Consider the following 22,041-nt stretch of genomic DNA (forward strand, 5'->3'; position numbering starts at 1 on the left):
TTTCACACTTTCTTAACCATTATTTTCCCTCATAACCACTTGGCACGTAGTGAATTTTCATTTTTAAGTTGTGTTGGTTTGTTATTCACGGAAATCATAAATATTGAAACTTTCCAAAACTATTTTTCCTTCAAAAGGGAAGAAATCGTTCTTCGAATCTGCAATGGGCAAGCCTGTTCCAGAAAATGTGACTACAAGCCTGTTTTCAGAAAGCTCATTTAAAGTTACTGTTCCTTTGTATAAAACTTTAAAATCGCGCTTGTTCTCCGGGACAGTTGGAATAATCACTTCTAATCTACTTTGTGATTTTACGTCACCGCTCTCTCCTGGTGGCAACGCATATGTTTGCTGGGAAATAGTGATGGGAATTTTTTTAAAAAAGTCCGGCGCATACATATTGACTAAAACGGATTGGTTATTCGTAGTATTGATTCGAAACTGTATTCCATTATCAAGATAAACGACATCAGTAGACATGTTTTGGTCGAAGTCAGTAAAGTTTGCTGTTTGACCGTCATACTGGACTTCAACAATTCCACTTATGACTTTTCTTTCCTCAGATTGTTTTTTGCTCTTTGAGGCCCGTGATACGTGGTTAGCATCTGTCGCTTCATTTGAACTGTTTTGAGCATCATTTTTACAGCTAACCAATACGAAACACAGCAATGTTGAAAACAAAAAGTTTTTAAAAGTGATTATGTGAGTTCTCATTTTTTAAGGGGTTTAATTTTAATTTAAATCCAATATTTGCAAATCAGCTTGTTTTAAATACTCCCAAAGTTCATCTGGTTTTTCATGACCTTGCACTGTAAGCTCGAAGCGATTATTATAAATAACAGATATTTTATACGAATTAAATTTGTGTTCAAGTAAGGCAAAGGTTTTAAAACCATCACGCTCCTTTCTAATATACTCTCTCCCCTCTGGTGCTTTCGTGTTTGATTCGTAACTGCTTTTAAAATTCCTTAAAGCAGCCGATCCTTTTCTATGTCCATCCGTCACATAATAAGTTATCAAATCACCGTAGTCCTTCCCTTTTATATAAGTTCCTGACCCAGTCCCGTTGATTTTATCTTCACCAACTTGTATAAGATTATAATCTCCGATTTGTTTTGGGAAAAAACGCTCAAAATCTGCTTTAGTGAGTGTTTTCAGAGGTTTTGAATTTTCAGAAACATCCGCCTTCTTTTTCTTTGACGTTTGTTCCTTTTCCAACTTAGATTTTAAACTTGACACTTCCTTTTCCTGGTCTTGGCATGAGGTCATCAGCACAAAGACCATAACTATTTTTAAATATGTTTTTACGCGCATTGTTACTAATTTTTAATAATTTTTATAGTCTGGGAATTCTTGTTGTCATCAGCAATATTTAAAAAATACAAACCGCTTGATAGGGAAGACAAATTCAATTCTGCAGAAGCACTATGACTTTGTTGACTCATTACCAGCTGCCCCAAACTATTGACCAGTTTTAAATTGAAACGTCTTGATGATGGCGATTGAATAAATAACTTATCGGCAACGGGGTTGGGATACAATTTGACCATTTGATTTTCAAATTGTGTAACAGACAGGGTATAACTGACATTCACTCCAAATTCTGATGTATTCCCATTGGCATCGGTGGCCGTGGCTACAATGTTCTCATAATCAGCAGGATCATAACCACTTGGAAGCTCCATGGTTATGGTTTTAACGCCTGGAGCGGTATATGTATCTGAATCTATAAAAAACTTGCCTTGACCATTGGCTGCACCAAAAAACTCAATCCATAAAGGATAGGCTGAATTGGTCACGGAACTTGGAACGGCATAGGTGATTTCTATCTGATCTCCTCCCATATATGTAATCGTACTGATTTCTGGGGTGTTTTGAAGATTATTAGGTCCTGTGTCAGCATCGCCAATATCATTTTTAGTTGCCCCCACTAGATGAATTGCTAAAAATGAATTATCAAAAATGCTGTTCTCCAAAATGGATACTTGAGTTGGAATTCCTGAAGTAGGACTTAATTCTATGCCTGTTTGGTTATTTGCTATACGATTGTACTTGATGGAATTACCTGTGTTGGCACCTGTAATGAAGATGCCACTATAGCTATTTCCAATATTGGAAGTACCATCTAAACCTACTCCTATAGAATTGTACCCTACGCTATTGTTACTCGAGTTTTCAACCATTAATATGCCATTGGTACCATGACTGCCTATGACATTTCCTTCGGCTGCAGTAGTGCCTCCAATCCTATTATTACTGGAGCTATTCAATGTCAGACCAACGCCCACATTGACAACTCCCGTATTCCCGTCGGGCAATGTTCCTACTTTATTGCTATAGAAATGAACCTCCTCGGCCAAAACAAAACTCACGTTTATGGATCGGCCCACAATGGTTCCGTTACCTGAAATTGTATTGTGGGATACCTTGGTATCGGTTAATGTTCCGCCTAAGATTAAGCCTTCGTAACCATTGCTGATGACTCCTGTGCCCTGCGCATTTAATCCTATATAATTATTCTGAATATTGTGTCCGGTCCCGGAAACTGAAATTCCAAAATTGCTATTTCCAGAAATAATGTTTCGATCGGATGGATCAGCACCTCCAACGATCGTGTTTGTCGAAGCAGCTCTAATGGATACTCCTATGGCATTAGGCACCGCATCATTACCCGCAGCGTTTAATCCTATATAATTTCCGATCACCAGGTTATTCTCACCACTAGTTAAAGAAATCCCGGTATCATTCCCCGAGATCACATTTCGAGAATTTACTGAAGTGCCACCAATGCTATTATTATTGGTTTGTCCTCCATTCATGATTATGCCCCTTCCGTTAGGCAGGGCGATAGTTCCGGTAACATCAACACCAATATAGTTTCCTTGAACAGTATTGGAACTCACAGAATCTAAAGTGTCATCACCTTGAAAATAAACACCAAATAGTCCATTTCCGGAAATTAGGTTTCCTTCTCCCACTTGATCGGTTCCAATCTCATTATCATGGGCTCCAAACAGCACAAAAATTCCGCCTCTTACATTGGGAATGGATTTGGTTCCCGTAATATCCGTTCCAATATAGTTTCCGATAATTTTATTACCATAAGACTCCGGACCTGAAACTGCGATTCCAGTTCCTACCCTGTCATCAGTTTCAGAATAACTTCCAGAAATAATATTACGGGCTGCCTCTGTATTGCCACCCAGAATATTGTTGTGGGCATTTAAAAATTGAACATTATAAACGTTTCCTCTATTTAAAGTCCCGGTAATATCCGTACCGATCAAGTTACCTTGAACCCTATTATTTGTAGCGGCAGAATTTGTGGCGAGACCTTCAAAAGTAACTCCGGCCGCCCGGTTTCCTGAAATTAAATTCCCCTGATTTGGTTGGACTCCCCCAACAAGATTTCCGCCCGAATTTCTGAAATACATACCATCACCCGTGTTGGCATTAACGGTCGTCCCGTCTCCCCTCATCCCAATATAATTGGCTTGAATAATATGATTCCCTGTATTTGCATATATCCCATAACCCCGACTAAATGGATAGTCCACTAAACGTTTAAAGCCACCAATACTTAATCCGTAAATTTCACTCCCCTCAGAATTCCCCACAAGCTGCAATCCATTTCTATCTGTTGGCAATGCATTGCCATCTATCTCGATGAGAGGTGCATTGGCATAACCAGGTTGAGTACGCCCATCGACTATAATAGGCCTTGTGATAGATGGTAATATGTCATCCATAACCGCAATGACAAATGGTCCCGTTCCAGGAATATTGAAATGAATGACATCCTTCGTGCTGGTTTTATTTGCATTTTGAATGGCAGCTCGCAAAGTGCAGTTCCCGTTGACATCAGCACAAACCGCGTCGTTGATATTGTTATCAGGTAGATTGTCAACACTGTTAACCGTATAGGTCGTTTGTGAAAATAGGGTAACTGTAAACGTTACGCTCAGCAAAAAAGGTAGTAGTTTTTTCATGGCTTAATTATTTAGATGGTTATGGTTTTTAATTGGCTACTACATGAATGTATAATCAGATTTATTGATCGATTTTTGAATTTCTTCAAGCCCTATGCATTCCATAGTGGCACTCTCTTTTTTCTTTTTGAGATTTTTCATGTCCATATGGATCATTAAAATTTTATCGTCTTCATTGAAATAATCCTTAAGCGCATCGGGGATTTTTGTCTTGCTGTTTTTATAAATGTCATCAAAGCTTATCTCTGCATCCGTTATAAAATACATGGTCATCTCATAGTCCTCATTGACCGCTTTGACGCCTTTACAATCAAACCCGTTTATGGTCTGGTCAGGCAATGTTTCAAAAGTGAAATTTTCGGAAACTTCATTGGTTTCCTCTATGCCCAAATCATCTGGCATCTGATTGACCATGCCAATATTGCTACCTTCCGACGCCATAAATACGGCCATAATGTTTTGATCGGTATCCATGACCGTGAACATATTGTTCATCATGGCAGAAGTGAATCCGAAATAAGCTACATCAGGTTTTAGATAATAATCAAATACGATCTCCCCTTCTTTAGTGGACATTTTTAGTGTATATTTCCAAGTAAAATCATAAGTATCGGCAACCAATGAAGGATCCGCCTTTTCTTTACTTCCTCCAAACGGATTGATATCAAATATTTGATCCATGGACCGGGTTGCTTTTTCAGCAGCCTTATCGGCCGTTTTTTCAATGACCGCATTCTCTACGCGCTGTTCCACCCGTTTTTTAAGTTTTTTTAGAAATTGTGCATTGACATCTGGCACAAAAACCAGACAGCACAGTAATAATATCAAATAATGGGACGGCTTTGTTTTAACTTTTAATGGTTTCATGAGTTATAGGGTATTAAAAATGATTTGTGAAGCATTCACTTCCTTAACTTTAACCTTTGATCTATCAAGTGAGAACATGTCGCCAGGCAAATACATATCTCCAGGCAAAAACATATCTCCGGGAAGAAATAGATCTCCGGGAAGAAACAGATCACCTGGTAATTTCTTTTTATCGGTGTACATGGTAATGACCGCTCCTTTGTTAGGCCTGACCATATTATTCGCTATTTTATAACTGCCTTTTAACTCCCCAAAAAAGAATTTTTTATTTGGGTGTTTTTTTACCAGCATTTCTGCTCTTTCTTTTTCGAAAAGCTCTAAACTTTCAATTTTGTTCGACTTTTCATGGACTACAAATACCACTTTGGTAGATTTCAACTGTCGCCTCTGTGAATAGGTTTGTTGTACAGCAAAACCCAATACAATTAGACATACGATAATTTTAGATTTCATTTTGATTTGATTTAGAATGATTTATCTTTAGTGGTGAGAAAAAACCTATTGTTAACATTTTCTTAGTAAAATCTTCAAAATTATATGGAGCACAATTACGTGGATGCTTTAAAAGATAATAACGACAAGATTGTCAGAGAACTTTATGGGCGACATAGAGCTGAATTTTTTGGTTTTTCAAGAACATATCGCATCTCAGAAAATGATAGTGCTGACATTTATCAAGAGGCGTTTTTAGCCATGAGAAAACATGCCATCTCAGGGAAGCTAAATGAGGTCAACTGCAGTTTTAAAACCTATCTCTTTGGAATTGGAAAATATTTGATTTTTAATAAGCATAAAGCTGATGCTTCTATGAGTCACTACAATGGAAATCTCCATAATTCTGATTCAGATTACGAAAGTATCAGTGTTGACATCACTAATGAACTGACAGAACAGCAAAGGCTATTGAGGCATTATTTCAAACAATTAGGAAAAAGTTGCCAGCAAATGTTAACATTGAGCTTTTATAGAGGACTAACCAATGAGGAAATAGCAAAACAATACGGTTATGAAAGTGAAGCGGTAGTACGAAGTCAAAAATCGCGTTGCCTTAAAACACTGAAAAACCTGATCAAAACATCCCCAAGATGACAATTAATGAAACACTAATAGAAAAAAAGTTTTCTAATGACCTGACAGAAGCAGAGCTTCTGGAATTTAAAAAACTTTATGAAACTGATGATGCTTTTAAACAAGAGGTCGATTTTCTGAAAAATGTGCAACGGGTTTCTGAAACCGAAGATGATGCCCTTTTTAGAAATCAATTGGCAACTTATGAAACTGAGATTTCGCCAAAGAAGGTATTTCTTAACTCCAAGTGGATAAAACCTTTCTCAGCCATAGCTGCAATCTTCATCATCACTATAAGCATTAGTCTTTTCATGAACAAAGACATCAATAATGACAGCTTATTCAGTTCTTATTTTGAACCTTCGAAAAATGTGAGCGCTCCGATTGTACGTTCAGAAAAAGATGAACACCTTACAAACAGGGCGTTTATTGCCTATAGTGAAGCCGATTATCAACAGGCCACCTCGCTTTTTCAAAAAGCTTTTGAACAAACGGGAAATTCGGAGTTATTGCTTTATGAAGGCAATGCTCTCTTGGCTATGGACAAAGTGACGGAAGCCATTGAAGTTTTCAAGACCCACCTCACCTATTCTGACGCTTTGACCAACAGAACGCATTGGTATTTGGCATTGGCTTATGTAAAGTCCGACCAACTTGATAAAGCAAAACAAGAACTCACGATCTATATTGATTCTGAAGAAAAATTCAAAAAAACTGAGGCCAAATCACTTCTTAAAAAACTTAAATAACCTTTTTCTGAATAATCCCAAAGCAAGCATCGGTAAAACAGAAAGGTAAATCCAGTAATTTTGTTTTTCAACAAGTGCATCTGTATTGCCTGAAAGTACAAATCCCGACCAGTAATACGGATGTTTCAACAAATCGTCGTCGGTATGTTTCAAATAATCCAATTTAGCATTTTTAAGTGCTTCATCTTTGGTCTCGCCCAATTTTAAATGTTCGTAAAAATACATCATGATTTTTGCGGTGGCTTCATCATCTACTTTCCACAAACTGACCACCGTACTCGGAACACCTGCATAACTGAAGGCACGCGATAGGCTAATCACGCCTTCGCCATTTTCATAAAAACCGCTGCCCGTGTCGCAAGCGCTCAATACCGCCAAATCGGCATCTAAACTTTCATTATAAAGTTCCGAAATAAACAATTGATTATTGGTCTCACCATAAAAGTTCAAGGACGAAAACTCTGGATGCGATTCATGTATATTGGAGTGCATGGCTAAATGCAGGATATTAAAACCCTCAACACTTTCAAGAAACTCTTTTTTTGATGCATTGATATAACTCTTTCCATCAAATATTTTAAAAATAGCCATCACCTCATCTGACGCCTTTGGCAGTTTGCTTTTACTATTGGATGCAGAAAATGCACCGACCTGAATAGGTTCAAAATTTGAATTGGTGTTTTTTTGCTCTTGAAACAAAGACAACGAGGAGGCATAACTGACTGAAGGCATTTCATCATCCAACAGAAGCGATTCGAACGGAAAATAATTCAAGGCACCGTCTGGAATTATAATTAATCTATTATAGGATTTAAAGTCGATGGCATTGAACAATAAATCACGCATCGTATTAAATGACATCTCATAATCTGGTTTTCTTTGCTTTAAAATGTCCAAGCAGATTTTTAAGGTATTTAGAGTCTTGGTTTTGTCCTGTGGCGACAATAACTCAATGCCCTTATTAGAAATCAAAAAGGTATGCAGGTGCTTATCTGTAAGAAGATACTTTAAAATCAATTCATCGTTTTTCAAGGCGTTTTGCAACGGAGCAATTTCGAAATTTTTGACATTTAAATCATAATAGGTTTTATTCTCATGTTTAATGGAGTCCTGAATTTTGACCAAATCATTTTTCAGTTCGTAGATTTTTCTCTTCCACAGTGCTAGTTTTTCTTCAGAATTGCCATCAACCTTCAACACCGCCCTCTGATAAAAATTAAGTTCTGCTTTTATATCATCTTCAATAGTTATAAAATGTTCAGAAACAATAATATCCTGACGTTGATTGTTAAACATAAATTTTGACAGGGTCAATTTGGAACCGTTATTTTCAATGGTGTTTATAATTTTGGACAATAATATAGGTTTTGATTCCTGCATCAGTCCCACTTCTACCAAACGTTCATTGATATCATCAAAAATTGTAAACAGACGTTCATTATAGCGTTGACCCAAATACAATTGATTGAAAATTTTTGCTGCAAAAAAATAGCGATGGCTGGCCCTTGTCAGATATTCCTTAGTGTTTTCTCTTTCATAAAGTTGAAGATAAAAATCGCCCATAGTCAAGAAGCCTTCAATGATTTCGAAAGAAACCAATGCTCCTGAACCTGAAGTTCCCACATATTCTACCTCATCATCGGAATCGTTCAAAAGAGTATAGGCATCGTCAAAATATGCTTTTGCTTTCTCATTATCATTTAATGCCCGTGCTGTTTCAGCGTTTAAAATGGCCAGTTCAAATTTGGAATTGATTTCGTTTATTTCATTTAAACCATTCAATTCTTCCAATAATAACTGAGCTTCAGATTGTTTTTGAACTTTTAACAACAATCTAATTTTGTACAACAAATATTCATGAGGCTTGGTATAGTACACATCTTGATATTGCTGTTGGATGTCAATGGCCCTATCCATAACCCTCAGCGCTTCTTCAGGCTTCTCATCATCAAGAAAAGATGCATAAAACTTTAATGTAGAACTCAAAATGTTGGTTTCAAAACTGTGAAGTTTCTTATCAGAATCAATGGTCCTTAAAATATGGTCTATATACGAAAGGGATTTGGCGGTATCCTTTTTTCTGGAATAATGCAACATCAAATCATACCATTCGGACAATTGGCTCTTATAAACTTCCTCCTTGTTTCTGAAAAAGGAATTCGTTCCTCTATTTTTAGCCCGTGTTCTTAACTCATTTTTCTTTAAAATATAGGCTTCGGCTTTTTCAAAATCGCCATAATAGGAATACCAAAAGAACAAATTCCCATAGCATACATGTAGAAATTTTTCAAGGCTTTCATCGTTGAGATTTTCCCAAATACTCTGCGCTTTCAATAGCGACTCCAATTCCCTTTTTCTTAGGCCCAATTTCCTGTACTGAACGGAAATATTATTATAGGCAAGAGCAACATCGTGATTTTCTTCACCAATACTGTTCCTATATAAATCTAATGAGATCTGATAATTTTCAACTGATTTTGAATAATCTCCCAATTGTCCGTATATGTACCCAATATCATAAATCAGATCCACAAAATTTTTGTCAGAGCTTGTTAGCGTATCCTTCAAAAACTCATAACCCAATTTTGCTTGCTCCAAAGCGTGTTTCCAATTGCCTAAATAAGCCGTTTGATGATAGACCCTACTCTGAATTTGATGTTGAAAAATTCGATCTGGACGCTCCATTCCATCTAATAGATCCTTGGCTTTCAAAGCCGATTGAAGCGCACTGTCCAAATATTGTTGCTGCACTTTTTGAGTGATTATCTTGTCTGGTCTGTAATAGTTGTAGCTATCAAATTCGTAGTCGCAGGATTTGGCGTGATGGTACTTTGCGTTAAGGTAGGCTCTGTAATCCTTTGACGAATTATGATATTGTTTTAACGCTTGTTTTCTAACCGAAATGGCCTTTTTATAAGAACCTTCCTTGGTTAGGGAATCCGCAAGAATGGTTAGGGCATCTTTGCGATAAATGCTTTGGGAATATCCAAAAGACAGCCAAAATATAGACAGGAAAACGAAAACAAGACATCTCATCATAAGTCTGTTTAAACTTCTTAAATTTAAACAATTAACTCAATGAATTACAGATTTATCTTACTATTTTTCAAATTCAGTTTTCGTCAATTTTCTATAAAATCCCCAAATATGTGTCATTAAATGAAGTGTCGTATTCCAGTCCATAGCCAGAAATCCTTTCGATAGCTGAGCGAGAAAACACGATGGTTCCGGTAATCTGCACAATTTCTAAATACCCGCAAAATGCGCCAAGAAAGCCATTACTTTAGGATCAAAAACATGACGTATTTCAATAAAATTTATCGTTTTCTTATATAATTTCTTAAGGGATTTGATGGTTCGTCTAAGGTTCCAAATTCATTGTTCACAACTGTCCCTAAAGCATTATCTGATGTTAGAATTAGAGTACATCTTCCTGGCACCACATGACTGTTTTTAATTTTTTGTGACGAAAACACCGTTTACGTTCGCATCATCGGTGCCATCTGTTAAATTGATTGGTACACCGTTTTTCCATATTCTTGCGTTCGATGGATAGGGTTCATTATTTTTATTTCCTCCCACATACACATCGTTTCCTAAAACAAAACTGGAATTAATATATGAAAATTCGTTTTCATCACTTATTGAAGTTTCTGTCCCGTTTTTCCACATTTTTATAATTCTACTATCTTTTCTATATTCTTGACCAAATGCATAAACATCCTTGCCTGACACAAAAACGGAGGTTGCTACCACATCATTTGATCCGTTGGATAAATAAACAGGGACCCCATTTTTCCAAATCCGAGCTTTATTTGCACCACTGTGATCATTGCCCGCAACATATACATCATTTCCAGAAACAAACACGGATGATGCATCTGAATTAACCGCATCGTTTAGAGTTAATTTCACATTGTTCTTCCATAAAACAGCATATTCACTGTTGTTTATAATCTCATATCCCGCAACATACACATCGCCATTAGCCACAAACACCGAGATTGCTCCAGACTGATTTGTACCATCCGTAAGGGAAGTTTTAATACCGTTTTTCCATAGTACGGCGTGATATTTATTGTTTCTTACTTCAATTCCTGCAACAAACACATCATTGTTAACTACAAAAAGTGATTCTGCATAACTGCTATTAGTTCCTTGAGACAATACACTTTTTACACCATTTTTCCATAATATGGGAACAAGTGACGTTTCAGTTTCTTCAATAATTAATATATAAACATCTGTTCTAAAACATAAATGGCTTTAGCTTCAGCATTATATGTTCCATCGGTTAATGGAGTGGCTACCCCGTTTTTCCACATTTTAGCTGTACGATTTACGCCATTGTACTCATGTCCCACCGCATATACATGGGTTACTGCTTCAGGTATGTCTTGATTGTCATCCTCTTTACTGCACGAAGATGAGAAACAAATTAGTAGAAAAAATGTACTGAGTTTTAATATGGTTTTCATTATCTATCGATTTTTAGTTTTAATATTTAAGTTTTCAAAGCGTATAGTGAACTTTCAATGTTTATATAGCATTATGGCCATGACATAACTTAATTTGTTGTTTAAATTTTTAATGACGAAACCACTATCGGTAGTGGTTTTCGACGCTAAAGTTAATCAGGCTTTGATTTTTTAGAAAAGTTCATAATGTTCTATTTTCTGCATTCACCTTTAGTAGGTTATAGAATTTAAAGGTTAACATTAGTTTCTAAGTATTTTTATATTATTTATCTTAGGTTTCATTATTACATACTAAATGGAAGAAAAACACATTAAATCTTTTATCCATGGAAAGCCTAAAGAGATCCAAGAACTCTACACGACCCATAAAGATGCTTTTTTGAACTTTGGAATGAAGTACGGCTTAGACTATGACGATCTTATTGACATCTACCAAGAAGCTTTTATTGCCTTAAGAAAACATGCCATCAATGGCAAATTAGCCAATGTAAAAAGCTCCTTAAAAACCTATCTATTTGGTATCGGAAAATTCATGATTTATGATTTATTAAAAGAGAAAAAGAAAACCACGACGTTAAACACAGATACTGTATCAAAATATGCTCATATTGAACCAGTGGCTGTAGAATTCGAAAACGAAGAACTTACCATAGAACAACAACTATTGAGAACCCATTTTAACAAATTAGGAAAAAAATGCAGAGAATTGTTAACCTTATTCTATTATAGAGGACTAACTATCGACGACATTGTTGAATTTACAGGTTATACAAACGGAAGTGTAGTCAGAAGTCAAAAGTCAAGATGTTTAAAAAGCTTGAAGGAAATGATTAAATCCCAAAGTAATGAATAAAGACGAGTTAATAGAAAAGTATATTCAAAATAGGCTTTCGTCAGCCGAACAGCTCGAATTTGACACCTTGTTATCAAGTGATGACGCCTTTAAAAAAGAGGTGGAATTTCATATTAATATAAAGAAAGTCGCTCAACACGAAGACGATATTGCATTTAGAGAATTAGTAACTGGTTTCGAAACTAAAAAACCTCAAAAAAGAAGACTATTTAATACAAAATGGTTGGCCGCGGCAAGCATCGTTTTATTATTAGGTTTATCCTATTTTTTTAATGTTAACAATACCGCCAATACTAATGAGCTCTTTAACAATTACTTCGAACCTTACAGAAACGTTATTGAGCCTATAGAGCGAGGAACAACAGAGCAAAATGAAAAAACAATGGCTTTTACGGCTTATGAAAAAGGAAATTATGACGAGGCAGTAAGGTTATTTACAAATTTATATACTTCCACTAAAGAGCCTTATTACTTATTCTATAAAGCAAATGCATTATTAAAGTTAGACAGGGCCTATGAGGCCTTACCTTTATTAAAAGAACATCTTAAAACAAAAGACAGCTTAACCGATAAAACACCGTGGTATATGGCATTGGCTTATTTAAAACTCGAAGATAAAGCAAATGCAAAAAAGTTATTGCAACAAGTAATTACAGAGGAAAAATTCAATAGCAAAGAAGCAAAAAAATTATTAAAAGAGTTTGACTGATACCTTATGGAATTAAACACGACGTTAAAAAATTATATTGGCACAACCTGTAAGTCAGGACATGGGTTTAGCTTTTTTTGCCACTAATTCTCGAATGAAACTGGTTAGGGGAAATTTAATTATCACGAATAAAATCTATAGTTTTATCTAAAAAAATTAGTGTTGATCTTTTTTTACAGCCTACAATATATTATTAATTAGTGGACCTACCTCCTCCGGCAAACGGGTCCGTGGCATCTTTTCTTTTGAGTAGTTTTTTAACCAATAATAAGATTATAATTAGTCCGACAATTCCAACGATTGCCCATAATACATGATTGGTTGATGTTAGCGGTGATGTATTACCAGTAATAATTATACCCGACCAATAATAAGGATGCTGCAACAACACATCGTCAGCATTTACAGTCAAATACTTAATTTTAGCTTGTCTTAGCGCTTCTTTTTTATCGAGACCTTCACTTAAATTTTTATAAAAATCATGCATAATATCTGAGGTGCTCTGATCACTGATTTTCCATAAGGTAGTCACAATAGACGGTACGCCGGCATAATTAAATGCCCTTGCCAAACTCAACATACCTTCGCCTTTCTGAAGTTGTCCGAAGCCTGTTTCGCAAGCACTCAACGTGGCCATATCTGCATTAAACGTGTAATTATAGATGTCTTTAACATAAAGCAAGTTCGAATTGGAGCTGTCCTTTGAAAATGCCAGATAAGAATAGTCTGGGTATTCATCATTTGCTGAAGCATGTGTTGCGAAATGAAGTAAATTATAGGAATGAACTTCATTTTCTAAATTAGAAATGGTGGCTTCATTGCTCTTAAAAACCTTCGAATTAAAATATTGGGCAATGTTTTCTGCTTCTATCGTATTATACAAGAGTGGCCCCATATCAGCTCTTTCTTGTTCAATATTTCGGTTGTCCTTAAACGTGGGAGCAAATACCAATAAACGATTGCTTTTTACCTTTTTGACGTCTTGTTGTTTTTGATATAGCGTGGCTGAATTGGCATAACTCACAGCATGTGTGTGAATTAAAAATGAGGCTTTATCACTGTTTGAAGTTTGTACGGCATCAAATGGTATATAGTATAACACATCGTCTGGCAAAATTATCAAATCTGAAGCATGGGTTTTGAGCAAGCCCGGTTCTAAAATAGTTTTATAAATAGTATAGCTATCCTCGTAAATTGAATTATCGCTAATATCAAGTTTAGAACTTTTTCTATATAGATTTTTTACGGACGTCTTAATTTCATCATTAAATAAAAGTTTTAAAAATCCTTTTTTCTGCCCATCTATCACTATTAAGAATAAATGCTTATCAGCGCTCAAATAGCTAAAAAGCGCCTGATTGTGCCCTAACTGCTGTTGCACCTCCTTAAGTGAAGATACATCAGGGTTATATTTCATAGCATAATAAGTAGCATAGTCCTTTTCTATTTTTCCAATATAATTGTAGTAATTGTTTTTTATAGTGCTTAATGAATCCGACAGTGATGGGATCTCATCGGGGGAAGCATTGAAAATCTGCTGTTCAAAGTACGAAATAGAGGCTCTGAATTCATGCCCTTTTACGAGAACTTCATCGGGCACGTTTCCGTATTTTGTTGCTTCAGCATTGCGATGTGCTTCTAACAGCGAAATGCTTTTGCTCTTTTCCATAAAGTGAAAAGCATCATCAATATAGATAGGATCCTTAGTTGTCTCATATAGTATATAAGCTACTGAAACGGCTGTTTGAAACGAGGGATAGGTCTCATTGATCAAAAACTGCTTGTCTAACTTGCTTTCAAATTCTGGTCGCAATACATCTAAGGTAACAATGATGGTTTTTGAAGTATTATGGGCCATTTTTAGATAGTTGACCTCTTTTGCTTGGTCATGGGCGGTATTTAAGGCTTCTAATTTCTCTCTTAAAATTTTGATGAATGCAGTTTTGTAATCTACTTTCAAAGGATTGGGGTTGGATTCTAAATCTTTAGAATTAAACTCGTTGTCAAATTGCATCAAAGCCAATTGGTAATACTGTAAACCCTTGTTGATGTTACGCTGTGAGATATAGAGTTTGCCCAACCTGGCATAGGCGGCAGCAACGTCTTGGTGTTTTTTGTTATTGTGTTTTTTTAAGGCTTTATCAAGGCTATTGTTATAATAAGCGGATGCTTTTTCATAATTTTTCAGTCCTAAATAACTATCTCCATAAACCAGGTCGAATTCACTTGCATAGGGATTTTCTTCGTATTTATATCCCGTTACTTCGTCCAATTTTTGCAGTGCCAAGTCATACCTACCCTGCTCGCTGTAGTTCTTGGCAATCAATAAAAACGACGATAAAATATTATTTTTAAATCGAGGATTATGTTGTTTCTTTTTATAAAAAGCCAACACTTCTTCTGAGAGACGATTGGCATCATTGAAGTTCTTGGTTGCAGTATACACTTGGGCAAGCAACTTCTTCGAATTATTGACATCCGACTCCCATTCTGCAATACTGTCTTTATATTTAGTTAAGTGTGCAATATCCCTTTTAAAAGAATAGGAGGCCAATTCGTACTTATTAGTATGGTGATAGATAAGTCCTAAAAAGCTATATAAACTTGACATCATTGCTAAATCCATAGCAGTACGTTGTTCCACGGGGATAGCATCTATCTTGTCATATAACTTTTGAAAATATGTTTTTGAATTTGCATATTGTTTGAGCTTGTAGTGATAATTCCCTCTATCAAATAGTAAATAGTCTTTATAGGTTTCTATCTCAGGAAAATTAGCTATCCGTTTATCTTCTAAAATAAACCTTTCTTCACGTTCGATATTTTTTTTATAATTTTCTAAATCTAGATAATATCCATTTGCATTGATCAAGTAAAGAAAACCATTAAAAATGTAGGTTAAATCATTGCTTTTATCGGCCAGTCGAATTGTTTTTTCATAATAGAAATAAGCACTATCTTTATTTGTATAATGATTTTTAACGGCTTTGTTAAATGCGTTTTCAATCTCTATTTCAGTGTTTTGGGAAGCGACTTTCTGAATAGAAAAAACGATTAAAATGAGGAATAAAACACTGTATTTCATAAAAAAGCTCTCATGTAACAGAGAGCTTCAATATACGTAAATTTAGTTTATTTTTATTTAGAAATGGATATCGGAATTTCTGATGTAATCTTTCCTAATTTTCCGATGTTCGAACTGATTTGTAAATGGCCACTCCCTTCTAACCTGGTTTCAAATAGCACGACCATCTGACCTTCGTCATTTTTTATTGTTTCGGTTTTTGTGTCCATGCTATTGTTTTTAAAATCTGCGATTTCCATGTGGAATTCCTTAAAACTATCTTCAAGGATTATTCCCGCAATATTTGACAGATCTCTTTTTGGATCACAATTGGAAACATCCAGACAACCTTTAGGAGGAAACTTGATTGGCATGTCGGGTAATTTTAATAAAAACTCCATAAATCCATTTAGCCTTCGTTCCTCCTTTTGAATCCTTTCTAACTTTTCGACCGCAGATTTGTCACCTTTTTCAATGGCAATTAAAATATCCTCTTTTTCTTTTTTCAAGGTATTGATTTTGCTAACAGTACTGAGATAGTGTATTTCGCGTTCATACAAATACTCATTTGCTTCTTGTGTGCTTCTATTCGATTTCAATTCGGATACCCCCATCTCAGGGACATCCATTTCATCTTGTGACGTACAAGTAAAAATCATGAATAGACTAAGTACTAACGGGATGACAGTTATGTTTTTCATTTTTTATAAAGATTTATTTCTCATTAGTCTTTCTGCTTCCAAAAATGTTAACATTTTTCTTCTTAAGAATCATTTTCTGGGTGTACAAAGGGCTACTGATCATTCCCTTGGAAGATTAAAGCTTTGAGCATGTTCTTTACATGAGTTTTTAGTTTTCATTTCGAATTAAATTTATATCAGAAAGGGATATAAATGATAGAACAATGTACAGTTTGTAGAAAAAACTGTATAGTTGGTAGTATTTCTTACTTATAAAAGTCAGAAGCTAAAACCTTATTCTTCAGCTATCTCAAATGATTGAAGCATTATTACGAATTTTTAAGTTTGTTCTGTAACCGTGCAATAGTTTGCTTATATGAACCCATTTCGATTAACGAATCGGCAAGAAGTATTAAGCTATCTTTTTGATAAATCGTTTTGAGATAACGTTTCGTACTCGAGCAGTGGCACCTGTCAGAAGGATTCTTTCGGGCTGGTTGCTGATGCACATTGCTGTCAATTGTTTTTATTTCAATCTCTAAATTCCGCTTAATATGAATCCGAGAATTATAATAATCAGCGAAGTCATAAAAAACGGTTCTTTACTTTTATAAATATCTGAAATTAAATTCCAACAATACACATAAATAAAAATCGGAATCATAAATCCCAAATAAACGAAGTCCTTTTCAATTGTCAAATCCACTCCAGCAAAAATCCAAAACATCCGCAAAAGAAAAAGTAATGTTCCGAATAAAATCCAAATTGGATTAATTTGAGCCATTCTTAATCTTATAGTTTTTTTCCTGATGGACGCAAAAGGTTTGCTCATCCACAAATAGGTTGTAAAACAAAATGAAAATCCAACGGATGCAAAACCAATTAAAGTCAGATAATAAATAGAAAATTCATAACTATAGTAGTTCGACCAGCTTAAGTCCGCGATAACTTCTCCAACATTACACATCTTTAAAATTACCCGAAATAGAATATTAAACACTATGCTGAATCCGATTCCGATTGCAATTCCGCTATAAAATCGGAATTTTCCAATTTCGTTTATTGTGAAGTCAGATTTAAGTTTTTTCAATTCAGCGTATTGTTTGGTCAAATGTTCTACAACTAAAAGATACACAAAATACAGATTGAAAAATAAAAACACGGCATTGCATCATGAGTTTGTTTAAACCACTTATATTTAAATAATTAACTCATGAAATACGGATTCACCCGACTGTCTTCAAGTCCAATTCCCATTAATTTTCTGTAAAGACCACAAATGGCCAATCCAAATATTAGCCATTTTTCCAATTTTAAACTTGCTTTCATATTAATCTACAAGTTTATATAATACAGGCTTACTCGGCGTGGCATCATTCACAAAAGGAGCAATTTGTAAATTCAGTAAATAACTGCCATCTTCTATTTTGTTCTTAACATAGATGAATTCTGTGATGGTACAATCCATCCTTCTCTCGCCATCAAAATCCCAGAAGGCTTTATGTGAGAGCAGTTTTCCACCATCGTGTTCCCGATCCACACTTGGCAAATCTATCAACAAATGCTTGATACCTTTCTCTTTGATGAATACCATGGCCTCTTCGGTCAAATAGGCCCAATTGGTTTCAGAATAATGTCGACTTTTTTTGTTTTTCGTATTGGGCAGGGTACGAATGACCAATGCTTCAGGCGTTTTATCTTGTAATAATATTTCTATTTGTTGCTTGGAAATAACCGTGTCCTTCATAAAGTTTTCCGGAGCGACAGAAATCAATTCCGCAGTAAAGAAAAACTGTTTTAAATTTTTATTGATAGAGTGAAATTCCTCCGTAATGTGTCCAATACACTCAGTATGTGTCCCATGAGCGTGGGGATTGAAATAAATATTGTTAAAATTGACCGCACCACCCGCTTTTACATTTCCAATCCAATCGCGTGTTTTAACCGGTTCAATTTTTGGGTTGTCAATATACCACGCATTCACGTTGTCTTGGGTTGCACGCAGGGGAATTGAAATATCAAGTGGTTGTGATAAATCTATCTCGTAAGTATTTGACTGGTATTGTATGGTTGTTTTCATCATTTTACTTGTATTTCAATTTTTTTTATCACTTAGCCCTCTTAGGTTTTTAAACCCTGAGAGGGCTGGGTTCGAACCCCTGAGAGGCCTTAAAAATCACTCCAAAATTAAAGAGTTAATATCTTCAAAATCTTGATTCCTGGAATGATATATTTTAAAATTCGGCAAATCGTCAAACAGCTCAATGACGTCATTTTTTAATATATAAGTTGACTTAGATGATAGGATGGAATGGTTAGAAGACCTTTTATAATCTGAAATTGTATCCACTAATCGGTGATGAACAGGATTATTATGGATATAAAAAATCAATTTTCTGAAATAATCCTGAGAAGATACTATTTTTCTTTTGAAAGGTTTTTCAAACACGCTTCCGGTTCGGTCATACTTTTTATTTACAGCTTGTGTGTAAGCATTGAACAGATGTGAAAATTGCTTTGACGGATTAACTTTTTCTATGTTTATTCTAATGTTCGTGGAATAATGTAATTGTTCTATCTTGATTTCATCAAGTTCTCTAATCCTGATTAAAAAATGAAAGTGGTTTTTTAGCAAGCACCAACAATAAGTATCTGCTACAGGATAAATATACTTTAGATAGAGTGAAAGAAAATATCTGTAATTTTCTTCATCAAAGAAAATAGCATCACCATTGTTTCCCCTATTATAAATAGGGTAATAATGACCGAATTGTATTTTATCTAATGACGCCATATTATTTAAAACGCTCTCAAAACTCTCTCCAAAACTCTCTCAGGGTTTGAAACCCTGAGGGAGTTATCTCCTGAGAGAGTTATCTTTTCTTTAATTCAACATAAATAAATCAGAAGCTATGCCATCACTCAAAAACTTACCTTTTTTGGTGACTAGCAATTTGCCATCGTCAAGATACAATAATTGTTCAATAATATGTTTTTGGGATTGCTCCAGCAGATAGGTTTTGTATTTTTCTCCGAATTCCTGCTCTACTTTTTCCAAGGAAACACCCCAAATGGTTCGCAATCCTGTCATCACATATTCATTGTATTTATCAGTTGTAGAAAGGGTTTCTGTTTCTATGGGAAGTATATTCTTTTCTAAAGAATTGATGTATTTTGAATTATTTCTAACGTTCCAACTACGATGTTTCCCGTCAAAAGAATGTGCCGAAGGTCCAATGCCCAAATACGGTTTGCCTTGCCAATAGGCTGAATTGTTTCTGCTGAAATACTCTGGTTTTCCAAAATTGGAAAGTTCGTAATGTATAAAGCCAGCATCTCGCAATTTTTCAATCATGATGTGAAATTGCTCTTGCGCCAAATCATCATCCACATTTTTAATGATGCCTTTTTTAATAAAGTTAGCTAATGCGGTTTTGGGCTCCACGGTCAAGGCATAACTTGAAATATGGGGAATGTTGAATGCTAAGACGGTCTCGATATTTTGAATCCAGCGTTCGTTGCTCATACCGGGAATGCCGTAAATTAAGTCGATGGAAATATTATCGAAGTGTTTGGTGGCTTCTTCCAAACATTTTTTTGCTTCTTCTGAATTGTGTGCGCGATTCATCAGTTTTAAGTCTTCCTCAAAAAAGGATTGGATGCCGATGGAAAGGCGGTTGATACCGATGGTTTTGTAATCGTGGAAAATTGTTAGGGGACGCACTTCGGCTGGGTTCAATACGATCGAATCACTAATAAGATCATCGGGGTTGGCTTCAATCGTAATTTCTGGACTTTCAGAAACCTCATAATTTTTGTAAACTTCATCAATCAAAAATCTTAACTCATCAATCGACAATAAACTTGGGGTACCGCCACCAAAATAGATGGTTTCAACTATTCGGTTTTTGAATTCATCGTTTCGCAACACCAATTCTTTAGCCAAGGCATTGACCAATTCATCTTTTTTCTTTAAGGAGGTCGAAAAATGGAAGTCGCAGTAGTGACAGGCCTGTTTGCAAAATGGGATGTGGATGTAGATGCCAGACATGATAACGATTTACGATTGATGATTTACGATTAAGGACTTACGACCTGCCCGAACGCACCGTTTTTGGGACGGGCGGGTTAACGTTTTACGAAAATAAAAAAGCTATTCCACAAAGTTGCACAAAGGAGCACGAAGTTTCACAAAGGATTAAAATAGAATAAAACAGAAGGTCGCCAACTGCGGACTGCAAACTGTCAACTGCGGACTGATGACTGCCTACTGATGACTGATGACTGATGACTGCCTACTGCCAACTGCCAACTACTTTTTCTTGGTTCTCAAATCAACAATCAAATTGTTTCGTACACCTCCCTTTGGAACTGGGATACTATTCTGTTTTACAAATGCGGTCCAACCCGTATAACTTTTTCCAATCTCAATCTTACCTGAATTATAAAAATGACAAACCGCTGCGGCCAATCCATCGGTGGCGTCGAGGTTTTTTGGTAATGTCTTTAATCCCAATAAACTTTGAAGCATTTTGGCCACTTGTTCTTTGCTTGCATTTCCGTTACCGGTGATGGCCATTTTTATTTTTTTGGGAGAATATTCGGTGATCGGAATCTCCCTGCTTAATCCTGCTGCCATGGCGACGCCCTGAGCACGTCCCAACTTCAACATACTTTGTACATTTTTTCCAAAAAAAGGCGCTTCAATAGCTATTTCATCCGGATGATGGGTGTCAATAAGTTCAATGGTACGTTCAAAAATAAGTTTCAGCTTAAGGTAGTGGTCATCGTATTTTTTGAGATCGAGTTCGTTTAATTGTAAAAACAACATGTTTTTACCAACTACTTTTATAAGTCCAAAACCCATAATCGTAGTACCAGGATCGATTCCTAAAATAATTTTTTCCTTTATCATTTAATTACAATAATGGCATCCGCTCAACGATATGGATACCCCGAAAGCAACATACGCTAAATCGCCGTTAAAAGAAAATCCGTCTGTCGCCACATTATATTTATCACTTCCCGAAAGCGAATAGGCATAGCCTCCATCAACAAAAATTGATACGGATCTGGACAACCTGTAATGCACTTCCAATCCGCCTAAAACATTTACATACGTATAGGTGTTATTTGCATAGGCACCCAAAGGCTTGGTCATACTCACACCCGGACCTGCGTGGGCCACAACCCAAATTGGCGGGGGTAAAAAGGTTAATAGATCTTTGAAATCATAAACCGCTTGAACATTGATGCGGGTATAATTCATTTTATAGGGCAACGATCCGCTATGCGCAGCAGCTCTATTATATCCCAGGTCAAGTTTCGCTCCCAAATCATTAGAAAACATATGTTGAACCCCTAAATTAATGGTCGGAAAATTGACCTGTTTAGAATAATAGCCCTCTGCTCCTCCACGATCAACGGGGTTGTTAAGTCCCAAAGCGAGCTGTAGTTTCCACTTTTCAACATCTTTTTGGGCCATACTCAAAGAGCTAGTCATAAGTGTTAAAAGTAAAAGCCAACTTAAGTTTTGTATTTTAAAATAAGGCGCCATAAGCTAATTATCATTTAATTTGTGTCTATG

General features: G+C 35.7%; 21 protein-coding genes. 4 read left to right on the top strand and 17 right to left on the bottom strand.

The window, feature by feature from the left end; genetic code table 11:
- Positions 1-81: 81 nt before the first annotated feature.
- Genes G6N06_RS01880 through G6N06_RS01900 form a run of 5 tightly spaced genes read right to left on the bottom strand, consistent with a single transcriptional unit; the run spans position 82 to position 5,306 of the window.
- Positions 82-711 (bottom strand): hypothetical protein, encoded by a 630-nt coding sequence (locus tag G6N06_RS01880; RefSeq protein WP_163514344.1) that lies wholly within the window; start codon positions 709-711, stop codon positions 82-84.
- A gap of 18 nt (positions 712-729) precedes the next feature.
- On the bottom strand, positions 730-1,311 hold the full coding sequence (locus tag G6N06_RS01885) for a hypothetical protein (RefSeq protein WP_163514345.1): 582 nt from the start codon (positions 1,309-1,311) through the stop codon (positions 730-732).
- A 5-nt stretch (positions 1,312-1,316) separates the two neighbouring features.
- Positions 1,317-3,986 carry a beta strand repeat-containing protein gene (locus tag G6N06_RS01890; protein WP_163514346.1) on the bottom strand — a complete coding sequence of 890 codons (2,670 nt, stop codon included), beginning with the start codon at positions 3,984-3,986 and terminating at the stop codon, positions 1,317-1,319.
- A 39-nt stretch (positions 3,987-4,025) separates the two neighbouring features.
- A complete protein-coding gene (locus G6N06_RS01895) occupies positions 4,026-4,853 on the bottom strand; it encodes a DUF4412 domain-containing protein (protein ID WP_240337932.1) in 828 nt (275 codons plus the stop codon).
- 3 nt (positions 4,854-4,856) lie between these two features.
- Positions 4,857-5,306, bottom strand: coding sequence for a hypothetical protein (locus G6N06_RS01900; protein ID WP_163514347.1), 450 nt, complete (start codon positions 5,304-5,306; stop codon positions 4,857-4,859).
- Between the two features lie 84 nt (positions 5,307-5,390).
- On the opposite strand from G6N06_RS01900, the gene G6N06_RS01905 reads away from it, so the two are divergent.
- Together G6N06_RS01905 and G6N06_RS01910 are read left to right on the top strand one after the other, a co-directional pair.
- A complete protein-coding gene (locus G6N06_RS01905; protein WP_163514348.1) occupies positions 5,391-5,942 on the top strand; it encodes an RNA polymerase sigma factor in 552 nt (183 codons plus the stop codon).
- Positions 5,939-6,670, top strand: a complete 732-nt coding sequence (locus tag G6N06_RS01910) for a tetratricopeptide repeat protein (RefSeq protein WP_163514349.1) — start codon at positions 5,939-5,941, stop codon at positions 6,668-6,670. Before G6N06_RS01905 ends, G6N06_RS01910 begins: the two co-directional genes overlap by 4 nt.
- Here G6N06_RS01910 and G6N06_RS01915 read toward each other — a convergent pair.
- The 4 genes from G6N06_RS01915 to G6N06_RS01930 form a co-directional block, all read right to left on the bottom strand.
- Positions 6,647-9,709 carry a CHAT domain-containing protein gene (locus G6N06_RS01915; protein ID WP_163514350.1) on the bottom strand — a complete coding sequence of 1,021 codons (3,063 nt, stop codon included), beginning with the start codon at positions 9,707-9,709 and terminating at the stop codon, positions 6,647-6,649. The genes G6N06_RS01910 and G6N06_RS01915 overlap by 24 nt on opposite strands.
- Before the next feature lie 91 nt (positions 9,710-9,800).
- Positions 9,801-9,911, bottom strand: a complete 111-nt coding sequence (locus tag G6N06_RS20100) for a DUF4260 family protein (protein WP_163514351.1) — start codon at positions 9,909-9,911, stop codon at positions 9,801-9,803.
- Positions 9,912-10,123: 212 nt separating this feature from the next.
- The gene (locus G6N06_RS01925; RefSeq protein ID WP_163514352.1) at positions 10,124-10,837 is read right to left on the bottom strand and encodes a hypothetical protein; all 714 of its coding nucleotides are present in this window, start codon (positions 10,835-10,837) and stop codon (positions 10,124-10,126) included.
- Between the two features lie 62 nt (positions 10,838-10,899).
- Entirely contained in the window at positions 10,900-11,148 is a 249-nt protein-coding gene (locus G6N06_RS01930) for a hypothetical protein (RefSeq protein WP_163514353.1), read from the bottom strand.
- A gap of 295 nt (positions 11,149-11,443) precedes the next feature.
- On the opposite strand from G6N06_RS01930, the gene G6N06_RS01935 reads away from it, so the two are divergent.
- Entirely contained in the window at positions 11,444-12,001 is a 558-nt protein-coding gene (locus G6N06_RS01935) for an RNA polymerase sigma factor (protein WP_163514354.1), read from the top strand.
- Positions 11,994-12,710 (top strand): tetratricopeptide repeat protein, encoded by a 717-nt coding sequence (locus G6N06_RS01940; protein ID WP_163514355.1) that lies wholly within the window; start codon positions 11,994-11,996, stop codon positions 12,708-12,710. Before G6N06_RS01935 ends, G6N06_RS01940 begins: the two co-directional genes overlap by 8 nt.
- 193 nt (positions 12,711-12,903) lie before the next feature.
- Here G6N06_RS01940 and G6N06_RS01945 read toward each other — a convergent pair whose 3' ends face one another.
- The 8 genes from G6N06_RS01945 to G6N06_RS01975 form a co-directional block, all read right to left on the bottom strand.
- A complete protein-coding gene (locus G6N06_RS01945; protein WP_163514356.1) occupies positions 12,904-15,795 on the bottom strand; it encodes a CHAT domain-containing protein in 2,892 nt (963 codons plus the stop codon).
- 53 nt (positions 15,796-15,848) lie between these two features.
- On the bottom strand, positions 15,849-16,475 hold the full coding sequence (locus tag G6N06_RS01950; protein WP_163514357.1) for a hypothetical protein: 627 nt from the start codon (positions 16,473-16,475) through the stop codon (positions 15,849-15,851).
- Positions 16,476-17,660: 1,185 nt separating this feature from the next.
- A complete protein-coding gene (locus tag G6N06_RS19995) occupies positions 17,661-17,783 on the bottom strand; it encodes a hypothetical protein (protein ID WP_262890094.1) in 123 nt (40 codons plus the stop codon).
- Position 17,784: 1 nt separating this feature from the next.
- Positions 17,785-18,534 carry a cyclase family protein gene (locus tag G6N06_RS01955; protein ID WP_163514401.1) on the bottom strand — a complete coding sequence of 250 codons (750 nt, stop codon included), beginning with the start codon at positions 18,532-18,534 and terminating at the stop codon, positions 17,785-17,787.
- Between the two features lie 96 nt (positions 18,535-18,630).
- A complete protein-coding gene (locus G6N06_RS01960; protein WP_163514358.1) occupies positions 18,631-19,248 on the bottom strand; it encodes a hypothetical protein in 618 nt (205 codons plus the stop codon).
- Positions 19,249-19,338: 90 nt separating this feature from the next.
- Entirely contained in the window at positions 19,339-20,505 is a 1,167-nt protein-coding gene (gene hemW / locus G6N06_RS01965; RefSeq protein ID WP_163514359.1) for a radical SAM family heme chaperone HemW, read from the bottom strand.
- Positions 20,506-20,766: 261 nt separating this feature from the next.
- The gene (ruvC, locus tag G6N06_RS01970; protein ID WP_240337933.1) at positions 20,767-21,369 is read right to left on the bottom strand and encodes a crossover junction endodeoxyribonuclease RuvC; all 603 of its coding nucleotides are present in this window, start codon (positions 21,367-21,369) and stop codon (positions 20,767-20,769) included.
- A complete protein-coding gene (locus G6N06_RS01975) occupies positions 21,370-21,957 on the bottom strand; it encodes a cell envelope biogenesis protein OmpA (RefSeq protein ID WP_163514360.1) in 588 nt (195 codons plus the stop codon).
- Positions 21,958-22,041: the final 84 nt, after the last annotated feature.

Origin of the sequence: Gelidibacter japonicus, assembly GCF_010725055.1 — a bacterium.
In the GTDB taxonomy this organism is placed as follows: Bacteria; Bacteroidota; Bacteroidia; order Flavobacteriales; family Flavobacteriaceae; genus Gelidibacter; species Gelidibacter japonicus.

What these genes read in the sequence shown, in the direction of transcription:
- G6N06_RS01940 (WP_163514355.1), top strand. Translation starts at nt 11,994, where the DNA reads ATGAATAAAGACGAGTTAATAGAAAAGTATATTCAAAATAGGCTTTCG.
- G6N06_RS01910 (WP_163514349.1), top strand. Translation starts at nt 5,939, where the DNA reads ATGACAATTAATGAAACACTAATAGAAAAAAAGTTTTCTAATGACCTG.
- G6N06_RS01900 (WP_163514347.1), bottom strand. Translation starts at nt 5,306, where the DNA reads ATGAAATCTAAAATTATCGTATGTCTAATTGTATTGGGTTTTGCTGTA.
- G6N06_RS01895 (WP_240337932.1), bottom strand. Translation starts at nt 4,853, where the DNA reads ATGAAACCATTAAAAGTTAAAACAAAGCCGTCCCATTATTTGATATTA.
- G6N06_RS01930 (WP_163514353.1), bottom strand. Translation starts at nt 11,148, where the DNA reads ATGAAAACCATATTAAAACTCAGTACATTTTTTCTACTAATTTGTTTC.
- G6N06_RS01880 (WP_163514344.1), bottom strand. Translation starts at nt 711, where the DNA reads ATGAGAACTCACATAATCACTTTTAAAAACTTTTTGTTTTCAACATTG.
- G6N06_RS01905 (WP_163514348.1), top strand. Translation starts at nt 5,391, where the DNA reads ATGGAGCACAATTACGTGGATGCTTTAAAAGATAATAACGACAAGATT.
- G6N06_RS01955 (WP_163514401.1), bottom strand. Translation starts at nt 18,534, where the DNA reads ATGAAAACAACCATACAATACCAGTCAAATACTTACGAGATAGATTTA.
- G6N06_RS01960 (WP_163514358.1), bottom strand. Translation starts at nt 19,248, where the DNA reads ATGGCGTCATTAGATAAAATACAATTCGGTCATTATTACCCTATTTAT.
- hemW (WP_163514359.1), bottom strand. Translation starts at nt 20,505, where the DNA reads ATGTCTGGCATCTACATCCACATCCCATTTTGCAAACAGGCCTGTCAC.
- G6N06_RS01945 (WP_163514356.1), bottom strand. Translation starts at nt 15,795, where the DNA reads ATGAAATACAGTGTTTTATTCCTCATTTTAATCGTTTTTTCTATTCAG.
- G6N06_RS01885 (WP_163514345.1), bottom strand. Translation starts at nt 1,311, where the DNA reads ATGCGCGTAAAAACATATTTAAAAATAGTTATGGTCTTTGTGCTGATG.
- G6N06_RS01915 (WP_163514350.1), bottom strand. Translation starts at nt 9,709, where the DNA reads ATGATGAGATGTCTTGTTTTCGTTTTCCTGTCTATATTTTGGCTGTCT.
- G6N06_RS01890 (WP_163514346.1), bottom strand. Translation starts at nt 3,986, where the DNA reads ATGAAAAAACTACTACCTTTTTTGCTGAGCGTAACGTTTACAGTTACC.
- G6N06_RS01975 (WP_163514360.1), bottom strand. Translation starts at nt 21,957, where the DNA reads ATGACTAGCTCTTTGAGTATGGCCCAAAAAGATGTTGAAAAGTGGAAA.
- ruvC (WP_240337933.1), bottom strand. Translation starts at nt 21,369, where the DNA reads ATGATAAAGGAAAAAATTATTTTAGGAATCGATCCTGGTACTACGATT.
- G6N06_RS19995 (WP_262890094.1), bottom strand. Translation starts at nt 17,783, where the DNA reads ATGAAAGCAAGTTTAAAATTGGAAAAATGGCTAATATTTGGATTGGCC.
- G6N06_RS01950 (WP_163514357.1), bottom strand. Translation starts at nt 16,475, where the DNA reads ATGAAAAACATAACTGTCATCCCGTTAGTACTTAGTCTATTCATGATT.
- G6N06_RS01935 (WP_163514354.1), top strand. Translation starts at nt 11,444, where the DNA reads ATGGAAGAAAAACACATTAAATCTTTTATCCATGGAAAGCCTAAAGAG.